This window comes from Yersinia intermedia (assembly GCF_900635455.1).
GTDB classification, from domain to species: domain Bacteria; phylum Pseudomonadota; class Gammaproteobacteria; order Enterobacterales; family Enterobacteriaceae; genus Yersinia; species Yersinia intermedia.
In genome coordinates, this window is the sequence record NZ_LR134116.1 from 3789798 (window position 1) to 3804052 (window position 14255).

Sequence of the window (14255 nt, forward strand, 5' to 3'; positions counted from 1 at the left end):
AAAAGGGCACAGTCATAATGAACTGCGCCCTTTTGGCGTTATTAATGCCGATTACTGCATTAATAAATAGAGTGAAGTATCACCACGCTGAATATTCAGCGCCAGTACTGATGGTTTGGTATCAAGGATCTTCCGCAGCTCACCCAGATTTTGAACTGGCTGCTGGTTAATCCCGATGATGATATCGCCTTTTTTCAGGCCAATACGTGCAGCGGCAGTGCCGGCTTTCACGCTATCAACTTTCACACCTTTTTTACCATTAACATCAGAGTTGCTCAGCTCTGCACCTTCAATTCCAGTATAGAGATTACCGGAATCAACCTGAGTTTGGCTGCTCTGCTCTAAGGTCACTTCCACATTGACAGGTTTACCGTCACGTAACAGACCTAAGGTCATTTTACTGCCTACTGGCAGAGTACCAATTTCAGCACGGAAACCTGCGAAGCTATTGATGGCTTTACCATTCATGCTAACAATAACGTCACCAGCTTTTATCCCGGCTTTAGCCGCCGCAGATTTTGGCAAGACCTGACTGATAAAGGCACCTTTCTGCGCATCAACTTTCATGGCTTTGGCCAGCTCAGAGTTCAGCTCAGTGCCCATAATGCCCAGCTCACCACGTTTAACCTGACCGAATTCAACCATTTGAGATGTCAGGTTTTTCACCATGTTACTTGGGATAGCAAAACCAATACCGATGTTACCGCCGTCCGGTGCCAGGATCGCAGTATTGATCCCAATCAATTCACCGTTCAGATTGATCAATGCACCACCGGAGTTCCCACGGTTAATTGCGGCATCAGTCTGGATAAAGTTTTCGTAGTTTTCCACGTTCAGACCACTGCGCCCCAAAGCAGACACGATACCGGATGTTACGGTTTCGCCCAGACCATATGGGTTACCGATAGCGACGGTATAATCACCCACGCGCAATTTATCAGAATCTGCAATTTTAATTGCCGTCAGATTTTTAAAATCTTTTAACTGCAATAACGCGATATCAGTTCGCGGATCTTTACCGATCACTTTTGCTTCATAGCTACGGCCATCACTCAGTTTGACGCTGATTTTAGTTGCATTATCTACCACGTGGTTATTGGTGACGACATAACCCTTGGCGGCATCAATAATGACACCTGAACCGAGTGCCCGGAAATCCTGCTTGCCAGGTGCTCCCCCTTTACCGCCCTGCTCACCCTGACACATCGGGGAGCCTTGGAACGGTGAGCCGTCCTGACAGAACGGAGAGTCATCACCAAAGAATTGCTGGAACTGTGGTGGCACGCCACCTGCACCTGCATTGCTAACCTGGGTGCTCCCCTCCACGTTGATGCTCACAACAGAAGGCATCACTTTCTCTAGCATTGGCGCCAGGCTAGGGAGCTGCTGGCTGCTAGAAGACGCCGTCTCTGCCGAAATAGCAGAAGAAACCGGCCCCATGGCTAAACCGATGCTCAATGCCAATGCACTTAACACTAAAGTTGCTTTTTTCATGTATTCTGGTTCTCGCTGTACAATTAATAATGAGTTAATAAATGGTATATATACCCAAAGAAATTGAAGTTGCAGCTAACAACTCGGCAGCGTCAAGGACGTAAGGGTATAACTGACTTATATCCAAAACCATTGACGTAGCAGCAAGCCAGCGATCGGGTGACCCCCAATGAGTTAACTAATGCTCAATGATAGGGGGGCAAGTAACGAAAGCTGCTCACTACGCGCAATGCCAAGTAAGAAGGATATAGCCGTCATGCATAGTAAGATTAAATATGGGGGATGAAGTTCACGGAACCAATAATTGGAATAGTAAAAAATATTGTCCGTCTTTACAAAACTACAGTTAATTAAACGGGCAATTTACTTTACTTGCATACTATTCCGCAGCCATCAACCGCCGATATTCATCGTAGGCATAAAGGTCTGTCATACCACTGATATAATCCTGAATTAAGCGAGCACGATAATAATATTCATATATCTCATGTTGTTCTGGCGATAAATTCCGTAACCGCTCTGTCGATTCTGCATAAGCCAAACGATGTTTAGTGGACAATTTATGGAACAATCGAGTCTCAATTGGATACTGGCGGTGGCTGTCCTCTGCTACAAGCTGTGTAAAGGCCGCCTGCGGCATAGATAATAGCGGGCTATAAATATCAAGCAACCCACTAATAACTCTATATCCTTGTAATTCAAGCTGTTCTACTTCGGGATGATTAAAAACATGTTTTACTGCCACCTTTTTAAAAATTTGCAGTAATTTACACGCAGGGCTGGAATCTTCTAGCAATGCCTGATTAAACGAGCCAGAAAATACTGTGGGTAAATTTTCAATAAACCGTTGTGCCGCATGAGGAACTAATTTCCCGACAGTATTTACCCGTAAATACATAAAGAATTGATCTTCCGAACTGCGCCGGCCTTGCCCACGACCTAATTGCCGGAATGCGCCACCAACAACTTTATCAAACAAGTCGCCATGGGTAACTTCGCCCCACTCTTGCATCATATGATCATAAAGTTGTTCAACGCTGAAAATACTTTTTTCTACTGCATCCTCTAAGTCAGCAATACAATAAGAAATATCATCCGCAGCTTCCATAATATATGTCAGAGGGAAACGATTGAACTCCCCCATATTGAGTTCGCGACGTAAATCTTTAACATAATCTTCTTCAGCAAGATAAAATCCTGGTTTCTTCATCAAATAGTGATGAGAAGCAGGAATATCATCTGACCAATAAGCCGGTTTAGTATATTTAAGAATGCAGCCCACTTGAGCATAAGTCAGATTCAGTTTTAATAAACTGTAAACCAAACGAATAGCTTGTGCGTTACCTTCAAACTGGCTTAGGTCATGGCGGATTTTACTGCGCAGAGTATTAAGCTCTGTTTCCCCTTCCCGCAGCCTTAGCGCGTTAACCTGACAATGATCCTTACCACGTGGTTCAGCACCACCGCCGTTAGGGTCCATCTGTTTTGTAAACCAGTTATTGATCGCTGACTCACCAAAATGGCCAAAAGGTGGATTACCGATGTCATGCATCAGGCAAGCCATTTCCACTATACTTTCAAAGGGATCAAGCAGCTTATCCAGCCCATAGGCCGTTATTTTTTTATCTTGCTTAAACCGATTAAGGATCTCTTTGGCAATATAGCGCCCCACCTGCTGCACTTCCAACGAATGGGTTAAACGACTGCGAACAGCGGCATTGCGCTCCAGTGGGAAGACCTGCGTTTTTTGCTGTAAACGCCGAATGGCAGCAGAATTAACAATCCGACCGCGATCACTTTCAAATACCCGGGTAATGTCATATTCATCTTCTGCCGAACTGGATTTACCAAACGGCCGCTGAAAACTGATTTTCTGCTTAAAATCGATCCCGGACATGTTATCCCCCTGATCATGTAATACAAACAGTGATACCGGCTCCTGCCAGTAGATGCAATTGATTACGTATGAACTGCGGCACATTACGCATTATCTTTGCTGAGCTACCCGAATATCTCACTTAACTGATAAACTGTGCGCTGATAATTACAGCTTAATCCACTTTTTAAAATCAACGGGTATCCATATGAAAGTAGGCATTATTGGTGCAATGGAGCAAGAAGTTACCTTGCTGCGTGATAAAATTGAAAATCGCCAAACCTTGACACGTGCAGGCTGCGAAATTTACACCGGTAAACTCAATGGCGTGGATGTCGCATTGCTAAAATCCGGCATTGGTAAAGTCTCTGCGGCCATGGGAACGACGTTGCTATTAGAGCATTGCCAGCCAGACGTGGTGATCAATACCGGCTCTGCGGGTGGTTTAGCCTCCAGTTTGAAAGTGGGTGATATTGTCGTTTCTAACGAAGTTCGCTATCACGATGCTGATGTAACCGCATTCGGCTATGAACCAGGCCAAATGGCTGGTTGCCCTCCCGCTTTCATTGCTGATGCTGAGTTGATTGCACTGGCAGAAAGCTGCATTAATCAATTGAACTTACATGCAGTACGCGGACTGATTTGCAGCGGCGATACCTTTATTAATGGTTCCGCCCCTCTGGCCCGTATCCGCGCGGTCTTCCCGTCGGTGGCAGCAGTGGAGATGGAAGCCGCCGCTATCGGCCATGTTTGCTATCTGTTCAAAACACCTTTCGTTGTGGTACGTGCGATTTCTGATGTGGCGGATCAAGAGTCGCACCTGAGTTTTGAAGAGTTCTTAGTGGTCGCCGCTCAGCAGTCGACGCTTATGATCGAAGCCATGTTAACCACACTGGCTAATCGTAATTAATGATGCGCGTCAGTATTTCCTCCCTATCACGAGCAACAATAATTTTGTTGCTCGGCCTGTTTTCACTTGCCCTGTATGCACCATTAGCAGTGGCAGTCGAGCGGATTATCAGCTTATCCCCCAGCACCACCGAGCTGGCTTATGCCGCAGGATTAGGCGATAAACTGGTTGCAGTAAGTGCTTACTCTGATTACCCGGAGGCGGCTAAAAAGCTTGAGCAGGTTGCATCCTGGCAAGGAGTGAATGTCGAACGTATTTTGGAATTAAAGCCAGACTTGATCCTTGCGTGGCGTGGCGGCAATCCACAGCGCCCACTTGATCAACTCACCGCCTTTGGTATTCCAATTTTCTATTCTGATCCGGTAAATATGGATCAAATTGCTGGTGATCTGGATAAATTGGCGCAATACAGTTCGCATCCTGAGCAGGCCCGCCAAGCTGCGGCTCAACTTCGTCAGAAGGTCACTGAATTACGTCGCCACAATACCCGTAACCCGCCTTTGCGTACCTTTTTACAATTTGGCACTCAGCCCCTGTTTACCAGTTCTGGGCATACGCTACAAAGTGAGGTTATTTCCCTGTGTGGCGGAGAAAATATTTTTGCTAGCAGCCGCGTTCCCTGGCCTCAAGTCAGTCGGGAACAAGTCATGACACGCCAACCACAAGTGATTGTGGTCAGTGGTGACCAGCCACAAGCTGATAATGTCAAAGCCTTCTGGCAACCTCAGCTTGCAATTCCTGTTATAACGCTGAATGAGGACTGGTTTAATCGTTCGGGTCCGCGTATCCTGCTGGCCGCTGAACAGTTGTGCCAACAAATGGCCACCCTTCAATCCCCCGTGGCGGAGTCACATTAATGCTGGTTTATTGGCTGGATATTTTAGGTACTGCGGTATTTGCTATCTCTGGTGTGTTGCTGGCAGGGAAGTTGCGAATGGACCCGTTTGGTGTACTGGTTCTAGGGGTGGTGACGGCTGTTGGTGGGGGAACAATCCGCGATATGGCCTTGGCCAATGGCCCGGTTTTTTGGGTGAAAGATCCTACTGACTTGGTGGTTGCAATGGTGACCTGCCTGGCGACCATTTTGTTGGTACGACAACCTCGCCGAACACCGAAATGGATCCTGCCGGTACTTGATGCTATTGGTTTGGCAGTGTTCGTCGGTATCGGCGTCAATAAAGCCTTTGCTGCTGGTGCCAGCCCGTTAGTGGCTATCTGTATGGGTGTTATAACCGGAGTTGGTGGTGGGATTATCCGCGATGTATTAGCCCGTGAGATCCCAATGATCCTGCGCACTGAAATTTATGCTACCGCCTGCATTATTGGTGGCATAGCCCATGCTACGGCGTTCTATACTTTTGGTATGCCATTACAACAGGCGATGATGCTGGGCATGGTAATTACCCTCGGCATCCGGCTTGCAGCCATCCGCTGGCGTTTAAAACTACCCACGTTTGAAATAGAGCACTAACTAATAGAGTGATTGGTTTAATTTGTCTGATCTAAACCTTCAGGTTTTTAAAAAATTAACTGGTATCGCTATCTAAAATAATGGGCGTAACAGTTCAACAGCCAACGAATGACAAATCGGCCAAAAGCGATTTGAACAGCATTTATGCTGGCCCACAGGGTAAGCCCCAAAATGAGGCTTATTAATCCCGATGAGCTAACCCAAGCCAGTGGTTCGGGTAAGTGAATGCAGCTAACGCGGCTGTTGCGCCAAGGACGCAGGATAAATTAAATGCTGAAAGAGGAACCGCAACCACAAGTACTCTTCGCATTCGGGTTCGTCACGATAAAGCGTGAGCCTTCCAACCCTTCAGTGTAATCTACCGCACCGCCGACCAGATATTGTAGGCTCATCGGATCAACCACCAATTCAACACCTTGCTTTTCGATAGTCATATCACCATCGTTGATTTGATCATCGAAAGTAAAACCATATTGAAACCCGCTGCATCCGCCACCGGTAATATAGACCCGCAGCTTCAGATTCGGATTTTCCTCATCAGAAATCAGCAGTTTAACTTTCTTAGCTGCTGCCTCAGTAAACTGTAGGGGCAGTACTGTTTCATCGCTCATACTCATCACTCCCAACCGGTGTTCGAGTTGCAGGTTACTACAATGGCAGCCTGATCTAATCATCAATTATCTAATACCTGAGTAATTCATTCAAGTATTGCTGGCTAATGTTATATATTATCTACCTGTTTGAGTACCACTTTCAACCACCGGTTGCTGTTGTCCACTCGAAGATGCAGCCTGCTCTTGTCTTAGTAATGTGCGGGCTAAAATAGCTGAATACAAGGGTTTACCCCCCATAAACTGTGCTATTAATGTCGCGCCCAAGCAGGTCACTATCATCGGTAAAATAAGCTGATAATTATCGGTCATCTCCAACACCAAGACGATCCCAGTGAGTGGCGCGCGTACCGATGCAGCAAACAGCGCGCCCATCCCAGCAATAGCAAAAGTCCCTGCCTCAATGCCGTATTGGGGGAAAAAGTGCGCGCAAGATAAGCCAAAGGCAGTGCCCAGAATGGTTCCTAAGGCCAGCATTGGAGCAAATATCCCACCAGGTGCACCAGAACCAAAACACAAAAGTGTAGTGATGACTCGAGCAATAAAAATAAATAGCAACATGCCGATACTAAAGTTACCGGCTGCCGCAATTGGGATTAATGCAAAACCGCCCCCCACAGCCTCGCCGTGAATCAATGCCAATAAGCCACACATTCCCCCTAGCAGGCCACCAATCAAAACCAATTTGCGCCAATCGCCACCATGGAAGCGCATGAACATATCTTGAGTACGGAATATCAACGCATTGAACATCACACCGATGGCACCGAAAATAATTCCCAGCACAAGATAAAGCCATAAGGTATCCAGTGGCACTTCGCTCATTTTACCGACATCAATAACCGCATGTTCGCCGTTAAAATAGCGGTAGACGATAGTAGAGGTTATCACCCCAACAAATACGGCTTTGATTGATACCAGACTGTAGCGGAACTGGGAGCGCATCTCTTCAATAACGAACAAAATCCCCGCCAGCGGGGCATTAAAGGCTGCGGACAACCCTGCTGCGGCACCGGTTGCCAGCAATGAGTGACGTGCCTCAGGGCTACGCAAACGGAAAATATCGACAACCATGCGCCCGCTGTTGCCCCCCATCTGCACCATCGGCCCTTCCCGGCCTAACACCATGCCCGCCCCTAATGTACCAAGGCCACCAATAAATTTAACCGGAATAACCCGCCACCAGCGCACTGGCCGCATCTCTTCCATTGCCCCTTCAATTTCAGGAATGCCTGAACCACCAGCCTCAGGAGCAAAACGACGCACTAGAAAATAACCCACCATCGCTAGCAGCGCTGACATAACGAAAGCCAACGGCCATACCAAAATTGCGTAATCTGCGACTTTGGCCAGCGTTGCTAACCTTTGTTGTTGGATCCAATCGACACCGCGGTCAAAAGCCACAGCCAGTAAACCGGTCACAACCCCGACTACACCCGCCATGATAAGAATGAGCAACGGTGTTTTATCACGATTGACTAATGCTCGAATAAAACGACCACGTTTGAGTTCAGTAACACCTTCACCAGGCATCGGTTGTGTTGAATCAGTCATAATTAGTATATTTATCAATTAAATAATAAGTAATACAAATGAAAAGTAGTTCTGAGTTTAGCCTACATCATCATGATGCGCCTGCTTAAACGCCGATGAAACGCGCTACCTCATAACGTAACTTTAGCCACGATAGTTTCAAATATGCGGCACGTCGCGCAAGCTAACAGTTAATTATGCCCAATCATTTGATAACCGCGGCCAGTTCTTTAGAATAAGCACCATTGTCATGGCTGATGTTAACAACGCTAGTATTATCAAAAATAGTTTTTATTAACCTGATGTTATTCAAGCTAATGTTATTAAAACTAATATTATATCAGCCAATATAGCCAAACCCAATTCAGGAGCCAGTTTATGAGTAAGTCCGAAAGTCTGTATGCCCAGGCACAGCAGGTGATCCCAGGTGGGGTTAACTCTCCGGTGCGTGCATTCACCGGTGTCGGTGGCATCCCATTGTTTATTGAGCGTGCTGACGGCGCCTATCTATTTGATGTTGATGGTAAAGCCTACATCGATTATGTCGGTTCCTGGGGCCCAATGGTTCTTGGTCACAATCATCCGGCCATTCGTCAGGCCGTAATTGAAGCTGTCGAGCGCGGTCTCAGCTTTGGCGCACCAACAGAGATGGAAGTCAAAATGGCTGAGTTGGTGACTGAACTGGTGCCAACCATGGATATGGTTCGGATGGTTAACTCCGGTACCGAAGCCACCATGAGCGCCATTCGTCTAGCCCGAGGCTTCACTTCCCGCGATAAAATCATCAAGTTTGAAGGCTGCTATCACGGCCACGCCGACTGCCTATTGGTAAAAGCGGGATCAGGCGCATTGACCCTCGGTCAACCAAACTCTCCGGGGGTACCGGCTGATTTTGCAAAGCACACACTGACCTGTACTTATAACGATCTGGCCTCTGTACGTGAAGCCTTTGAGCAATACCCACAAGATATCGCCTGTATCATTGTTGAACCTGTCGCTGGCAATATGAACTGCATACCACCGCTGCCGGAATTCCTACCGGGGCTGCGCAAGCTGTGTGACGAATTTGGTGCATTGCTGATTATTGATGAGGTCATGACAGGCTTTCGAGTAGCGTTAGCTGGAGCGCAGGATTACTACAATGTCATTCCTGACTTAACCTGTCTGGGGAAAATTATCGGTGGCGGTATGCCGGTGGGTGCTTTCGGTGGTCGCCGCGATGTTATGGAAGCACTGGCACCAACTGGACCGGTTTATCAGGCGGGTACTCTATCCGGGAACCCTATAGCTATGGCTGCTGGCTATGCCTGTCTGACTGAAGTGGCACAAGTAGGTGTTCATGAAACCCTGACCGAGTTAACCGATTTACTGGCAACTGGCCTGCTCGACGCCGCACAAGCAGAGAATATCCCGCTGGTGGTTAACCACGTGGGTGGCATGTTTGGTATCTTCTTTAGCAATGCGCAAACTGTCACCTGCTATCAAGATGTTATGAATTGTGATGTTGAGCACTTTAAGCGTTTCTTCCATTTGATGCTGGAAGAAGGCATCTATCTTGCTCCGTCTGCGTTTGAAGCCGGTTTTATGTCCGTTGCACATAGCAAAGACGATATCCAGAAAACCGTCGATGCTGCCCGCCGGTGTTTTGCCAAGCTTTAATCTCTATAGATACTATAACCACCGCCAAAAAGCTGGAGGTGGTTATAAATTAAAGACCGGAGGCTAAATGTGTTTAATTAATTTAATGCCGATTAACGGTATAAAGTAATTCTGATATTGCCACATGCTGTGGAATATCACCACCACTACTGCCATTCCAACTTGGCCCCATAGGGAGTGTAGGCATTTTAACGTTAACTGGCTGATAATCTATTATATTACGGGTTACTGGTTGAACAGTATCAATGTGCGTCTTCAGAGAAGAAGTTAACACACCGGAAATGAGTAACGCACCAAAAGCCGTCACTATTAGGCCATATATTAATAATATATTAATCAATAACCTATCATCAACACCATACAAGAAAGACCTATTTCTTTGATGAATTAATTCAGTCATCTTATTTCTCTCCAATTTAATTACCACTAAATAATGAGTAGAATAATCAGACAAACTAATAACTTAAAAATAATTTACATTACATTATTTAGCTTGATAATATACAGGTAACTATCAAATTGATAATCACAATTAGCGCCTAAGGAACTCGATGATTTTTCTGCCTGATTTTTTCACACTACCATATAAAAACTCATGAGCAATACTTTATTATTTATTAAATTTAACTGAGTTGAGTTTAAATATAATTAACCATGCATATGATATTTTTTATTTATAATGATTTTAAATATAATAATTATTAAATGATATTACTATAAACCAATCCAATATCCTCCATATCATCGGCTCATAATTAATAGCTCGATGATATGTTTGATAAAAATCTAACTACGGTTCAGAATCCATCTTCAACCGAAGCAGATTATTGACATAATAAACGCTTACCGCCCTTGTTTACGCAATAAATAAACAAAGTAAGGAGCGCCAATAAATGTTGCCAACAACCCGGCGGGGATTTGGTTCGGGAACAACAGCATACGGCCACACCAGTCGGCAAATACCATCAGCAACCCACCTAAAATAGCCGCGATAAACAGTTGTGGAATGACTCGGCGAAAGCCCAGCATACGCGCCATATGTGGTGCCATCAGCCCGACAAAACTTAAAGGCCCAACCGTCAGGGTAGCAGCGGCGGTTAAAATAGCAGCCAATAACAAAATGGCTAACCGGCTAGGTGCAAGCGCCATACCCAGTGCTCTGGCGGTGACACTGCCCAATGGCAAAATCATTAACCATCTGCGGCACAGTGGCGCTAATGCAATCAGCACCAAAGCAACTAAACCGGTTGTTACTGCCTGCGTGCCATTAACCGAGTAGGTAGAGCCAGAAATCCACGCCAGCAAGCCGCGCATACGTGGATCGCCACTGGCCAGTAACATAGTGATTACCGTGGTAAAGGCGGTGCTCAGTGCTATCCCTGCCAAGAGCATTCTGCCTGGAGAAAACCCGCCACGACCAGCAACGACCAGAATCAACAATAACGTAGCCGCAGCCCCTAAGCTCCCGGCGGGCAACAACCATAGCAACGCATTACCTGGCACAATAAACATCATGACTACCACGCCGAAAGAAGCGCCAGAGCTGATACCCAGAACTTCGGGGCTAGCCATTGGGTTGCCCGTCAGTTTTTGGATTAAGGTCCCCGCTACCGCCAGCATCATACCGGCCGATAATGCCGCGAGCACACGTGGCCAGCGCCACTGTAACACTGCCTGAAGTTCATCACCGGTAATCCAATGCCAGCCCTGGCTATCGCGACCCAACATAAGCGCTACCGTCAACCCTGCCAGCAGTAACAGCAAACCACCACTTAGCCATAATCCCAAATGCTGCCGTTCAGCGGGAACATTATCGCCAAAATCCATATTAGGTGCGGTAGCACTATGTAACCGTGGCAGTAGCCACAACAGTAGTGGCGCACCGATCAAGGCGGTCGCCGCACCGGTAGGGATCTCCCGCCAGACTTGCGTCAGCCAGATGATGATCTGATCGGTAACCCAGAGCAGCAACGCCCCGACTATCGGTGCCAGAATCAAGCGCTGAGATAACCGCCGAGCGCCAAAAATTTTCGCCAACAGCGGCGCAAATAGACCGATAAACCCAATGACTCCGACTGCATTAACTAACATCGCACTGAAAATAATTGCTACACCCAGCGCACTCAACCGCGCCAGTGATAACCCCAATCCCAGATTACGAGCAATACCATCATCTAGCCCCAATAGGGTTAATGGACGTATCAGTAAAGCTGCCAATATGCAGGTAATCACCAAGCGTGGCAGAATAAATTGCACCGTACTCCAATCCTGCTGATTCAGTGCGCCACTGCTCCATAAGAACAGCCCCTGCAACTGGTCATAGTTAAATAGTGCCAACAGACCATTAACTGCACCACAGTACAAGCCAAGAACCAGACCGGCCAAAATTAGGGTGACTGGCGAGAGGCGCTTCCCCCAGGCGACACCAAATACCAACGCACCGATGATCATACCACCGGCCATTGCTGCCAGTTGGCGAGTCAATTCGCCACCGGGTAGCATCCATAGTGTCGCGACGGTCAGCCCAAGTTGGGCACCCGCCGCGACACCGAGTGTGGCGGGTTCGGCCAATGGGTTACGCAACACTTGCTGGAATAGAACACCAACTAACCCTAACCCCGCACCGGTGAGCAGTGCGACAACCAACCTCGGTAGCTGGCTGTAATGGAATAACATCTGGCGCACATCATCGTTGTCTGGCCGCCACAACGCTTCGGCCCATAATGAAACGGGCAATAATTGGCGCAGATTATATAGCGTCAGTGCCACAGCAATTATCAATAACAGCCCAAGTAAGCCTGCGGGCAGTAACCCGCTCTTGCGCGGATGGGTTGCCATCATGATGCGTTACCCCATGCCTGCGCCAAAAGACGCACAAAACGCATGGCAGACAACGTGGAGCCGTAGAACCACACCGGCGGCACTATTCGTAATTGGTTTTGACGCACAAACGACATGGATTGCCACAACGGTGTGCGAGCAACCTGTTGTAACATTTCACGATTACCATGATCAAAGCAGATGGCGCGGCCCTGTTTTATGGCCGCTAAACGTTCAATACCCACGACTGAGCTACCCCAGAGATTGGTTTCTCCCTGCCAGGCATTTTCAATATTCAGTTGGTCCAATACATCCTGGAATAGGCTGCCTTTGCCGATAACCAGCGCATGGCGAGTGTCCAGCAGAGTAAACATCAGTAGTGGTGCCTGGCGGGTCTGATACAAACGTTGACGAGCTACCTGCATAAAGTGAGTAAAGTCAGCAATATGCTGCTCCGCAACCGTTTCTAGCCCTAGCCGTTGGCCGAGCGTGCGTAATGAGTTCCGACCAACCACCAGCGGTGAACTGCCCGCTTCATTAAAGGCAAAACTCATCGAGGGAGCGATAGGCGCGAGTTTTTCCGGCGAAGGGCCAAAGCCTTGCGACATCAGGATTAGCGACGGTGCCATTTGCTGTAGCAGTTCCAGATTAGGCTCAGTGCGCTGGCCCACATCAATAACGCTGGCAGGCAATTTAGGATCTTCAACCCATAAGCGGTAATTATGGGTATCAGCCACACCATAAGGCGTAACCCCCAATGCCAACAGTAACTCAGTGGGTAACCACTCTAATGTGACAACTCTATTGACATCAATCTTGCCGCTATTCTGCGCCCAGCCGGGCAATGACAGCAGTAACGGCGATAATGCTAATGCGGTAAGCAGTCTGCGCCGGGAGTGATCTGGCATCGAGCAATGGGATTCAACCATGGATAAATGAGCTGTCATTAGTACACGAAGCTTACCGGCGCACCACCGGCCGGATGCGGTAATATCCCCATTGGGATACCGTAGATTTGCGCCAATACTTCTCCCTGCATCAGGCTGTCAGCCGCCCCTTGTGCAATCATCTCCCCGCCACGCAATGCCACCAAATGGTCGCAATAACGGGCAGCCATATTAATATCATGCAACACGGCAATGACCGTCAGCCCGCGTTCACGGCTGAGACGTTGAATTAACCCTAAGACTTCTACCTGGTGGGCAATATCCAGTGCCGAAGTCGGCTCATCGAGCAACAGGCAGCGGCTATTTTGCGCCACCAGCATGGCTAACCAGGCACGCTGCCGTTCGCCACCGGATAAGCTGTCAACCAATCGACTAGCCAAGGGTTTTAAATCAACCAGCGCAATAGCCTCTTCTACTTGTTGGCGATCTTCCTGACGAAAACGGCCCAACGCGCCATGCCACGGATAGCGGCCTATTGCCACCAATTCGCGCACCGTCATCCCTTCAGCCGCCGGTAGCTGTTGTGGCAAGTAAGCAACCTCGCGGGCAAACGCTTTGCTGTCCCACAGTGCTAGTGGCACATCATTGAGTAAGGCTTCGCCACTTGATGGTGGCTGATGGCGACCCAGCATTTTCAATAGTGTTGATTTACCGGAACCATTATGGCCGATAAGCCCGCAGACTTTACCTTGTGGGAATGTCAGTGACAGTGGCTGTAATAAGGTTCGGCCGGGAACCGAAAAACTCAGCTCACGGAGGATAAAAGTGCTGGATTGGCTTGCCTGTTGGTCCAAGATGGTGCCCTGCGATTAAAAGTTAACGGGTTTAACAATTATTGCGACCCGAACGTTATCGAAAAATAGCGAGAAAGTGAATCGAAACGATAATAATTATCAAAGTGAAATAATTATCAAAGCAGGTAGTTTATGCGTAA

Annotated in this window: 12 protein-coding genes; 4 read left to right on the forward strand and 8 right to left on the reverse strand. The window is 47.6% G+C overall.

Annotated elements, in window-relative coordinates:
- Window positions 1–51: 51 nt before the first annotated feature.
- Together degP and dgt are read right to left on the reverse strand one after the other, a co-directional pair.
- Window positions 52–1494: a serine endoprotease DegP gene (degP, locus tag EL015_RS17420; protein ID WP_005181580.1), complete on the reverse strand. Its 1443-nt coding sequence runs from the start codon at window positions 1492–1494 to the stop codon at window positions 52–54.
- 379 nt (window positions 1495–1873) lie between these two features.
- Window positions 1874–3391 carry a dGTPase gene (gene dgt, locus EL015_RS17425; RefSeq protein WP_032905552.1) on the reverse strand — a complete coding sequence of 506 codons (1518 nt, stop codon included), beginning with the start codon at window positions 3389–3391 and terminating at the stop codon, window positions 1874–1876.
- Window positions 3392–3578: 187 nt separating this feature from the next.
- On the opposite strand from dgt, the gene mtnN reads away from it, so the two are divergent.
- From mtnN to EL015_RS17440, 3 genes are read left to right on the forward strand one after another with little or no spacing between them, the layout of a single operon-like run.
- Complete coding sequence (mtnN, locus tag EL015_RS17430) at window positions 3579–4280, forward strand: 5'-methylthioadenosine/S-adenosylhomocysteine nucleosidase (RefSeq protein WP_005181576.1); 702 nt, start codon at window positions 3579–3581, stop codon at window positions 4278–4280.
- Window positions 4280–5137 carry a vitamin B12 ABC transporter substrate-binding protein BtuF gene (btuF, locus tag EL015_RS17435; protein ID WP_032905478.1) on the forward strand — a complete coding sequence of 286 codons (858 nt, stop codon included), beginning with the start codon at window positions 4280–4282 and terminating at the stop codon, window positions 5135–5137. Before mtnN ends, btuF begins: the two co-directional genes overlap by 1 nt.
- The gene (locus EL015_RS17440; RefSeq protein WP_032905477.1) at window positions 5137–5751 is read left to right on the forward strand and encodes a TRIC cation channel family protein; all 615 of its coding nucleotides are present in this window, start codon (window positions 5137–5139) and stop codon (window positions 5749–5751) included. Before btuF ends, EL015_RS17440 begins: the two co-directional genes overlap by 1 nt.
- Window positions 5752–6017: 266 nt before the next feature.
- On the opposite strand, the gene erpA is transcribed toward EL015_RS17440, so the two are convergent.
- Together erpA and clcA are read right to left on the reverse strand one after the other, a co-directional pair.
- Window positions 6018–6362 (reverse strand): iron-sulfur cluster insertion protein ErpA, encoded by a 345-nt coding sequence (gene erpA / locus EL015_RS17445; protein ID WP_004706254.1) that lies wholly within the window; start codon window positions 6360–6362, stop codon window positions 6018–6020.
- A 117-nt stretch (window positions 6363–6479) separates the two neighbouring features.
- Window positions 6480–7916, reverse strand: coding sequence for a H(+)/Cl(-) exchange transporter ClcA (gene clcA / locus EL015_RS17450; RefSeq protein ID WP_005181571.1), 1437 nt, complete (start codon window positions 7914–7916; stop codon window positions 6480–6482).
- A gap of 357 nt (window positions 7917–8273) precedes the next feature.
- Between clcA and hemL the strand changes: the two genes are divergently transcribed.
- Window positions 8274–9554, forward strand: a complete 1281-nt coding sequence (gene hemL, locus EL015_RS17455; protein WP_005181569.1) for a glutamate-1-semialdehyde 2,1-aminomutase — start codon at window positions 8274–8276, stop codon at window positions 9552–9554.
- Window positions 9555–9636: 82 nt separating this feature from the next.
- Here hemL and EL015_RS17460 read toward each other — a convergent pair whose 3' ends face one another.
- From EL015_RS17460 to fhuC, 4 genes are all read right to left on the reverse strand, one after another.
- A complete protein-coding gene (locus EL015_RS17460; RefSeq protein ID WP_032905476.1) occupies window positions 9637–9954 on the reverse strand; it encodes an E492 group microcin in 318 nt (105 codons plus the stop codon).
- A 443-nt stretch (window positions 9955–10397) separates the two neighbouring features.
- Window positions 10398–12395: a Fe(3+)-hydroxamate ABC transporter permease FhuB gene (fhuB, locus tag EL015_RS17465; protein WP_080547889.1), complete on the reverse strand. Its 1998-nt coding sequence runs from the start codon at window positions 12393–12395 to the stop codon at window positions 10398–10400.
- Complete coding sequence (gene fhuD / locus EL015_RS17470) at window positions 12392–13321, reverse strand: Fe(3+)-hydroxamate ABC transporter substrate-binding protein FhuD (RefSeq protein WP_032905475.1); 930 nt, start codon at window positions 13319–13321, stop codon at window positions 12392–12394. The genes fhuB and fhuD overlap by 4 nt, the downstream gene beginning before the upstream one ends.
- The gene (fhuC, locus tag EL015_RS17475; protein WP_005181561.1) at window positions 13321–14115 is read right to left on the reverse strand and encodes a Fe3+-hydroxamate ABC transporter ATP-binding protein FhuC; all 795 of its coding nucleotides are present in this window, start codon (window positions 14113–14115) and stop codon (window positions 13321–13323) included. The genes fhuD and fhuC overlap by 1 nt, the downstream gene beginning before the upstream one ends.
- Window positions 14116–14255 lie beyond the last annotated feature (140 nt).

Coding starts and splice junctions, on each gene's coding strand:
- degP (WP_005181580.1), bottom strand. CDS start 1,494: ATGAAAAAAGCAACTTTAGTGTTAAGTGCATTGGCATTGAGCATCGGT.
- dgt (WP_032905552.1), bottom strand. CDS start 3,391: ATGTCCGGGATCGATTTTAAGCAGAAAATCAGTTTTCAGCGGCCGTTT.
- mtnN (WP_005181576.1), top strand. CDS start 3,579: ATGAAAGTAGGCATTATTGGTGCAATGGAGCAAGAAGTTACCTTGCTG.
- btuF (WP_032905478.1), top strand. CDS start 4,280: ATGATGCGCGTCAGTATTTCCTCCCTATCACGAGCAACAATAATTTTG.
- EL015_RS17440 (WP_032905477.1), top strand. CDS start 5,137: ATGCTGGTTTATTGGCTGGATATTTTAGGTACTGCGGTATTTGCTATC.
- erpA (WP_004706254.1), bottom strand. CDS start 6,362: ATGAGCGATGAAACAGTACTGCCCCTACAGTTTACTGAGGCAGCAGCT.
- clcA (WP_005181571.1), bottom strand. CDS start 7,916: ATGACTGATTCAACACAACCGATGCCTGGTGAAGGTGTTACTGAACTC.
- hemL (WP_005181569.1), top strand. CDS start 8,274: ATGAGTAAGTCCGAAAGTCTGTATGCCCAGGCACAGCAGGTGATCCCA.
- EL015_RS17460 (WP_032905476.1), bottom strand. CDS start 9,954: ATGACTGAATTAATTCATCAAAGAAATAGGTCTTTCTTGTATGGTGTT.
- fhuB (WP_080547889.1), bottom strand. CDS start 12,395: ATGATGGCAACCCATCCGCGCAAGAGCGGGTTACTGCCCGCAGGCTTA.
- fhuD (WP_032905475.1), bottom strand. CDS start 13,321: ATGACAGCTCATTTATCCATGGTTGAATCCCATTGCTCGATGCCAGAT.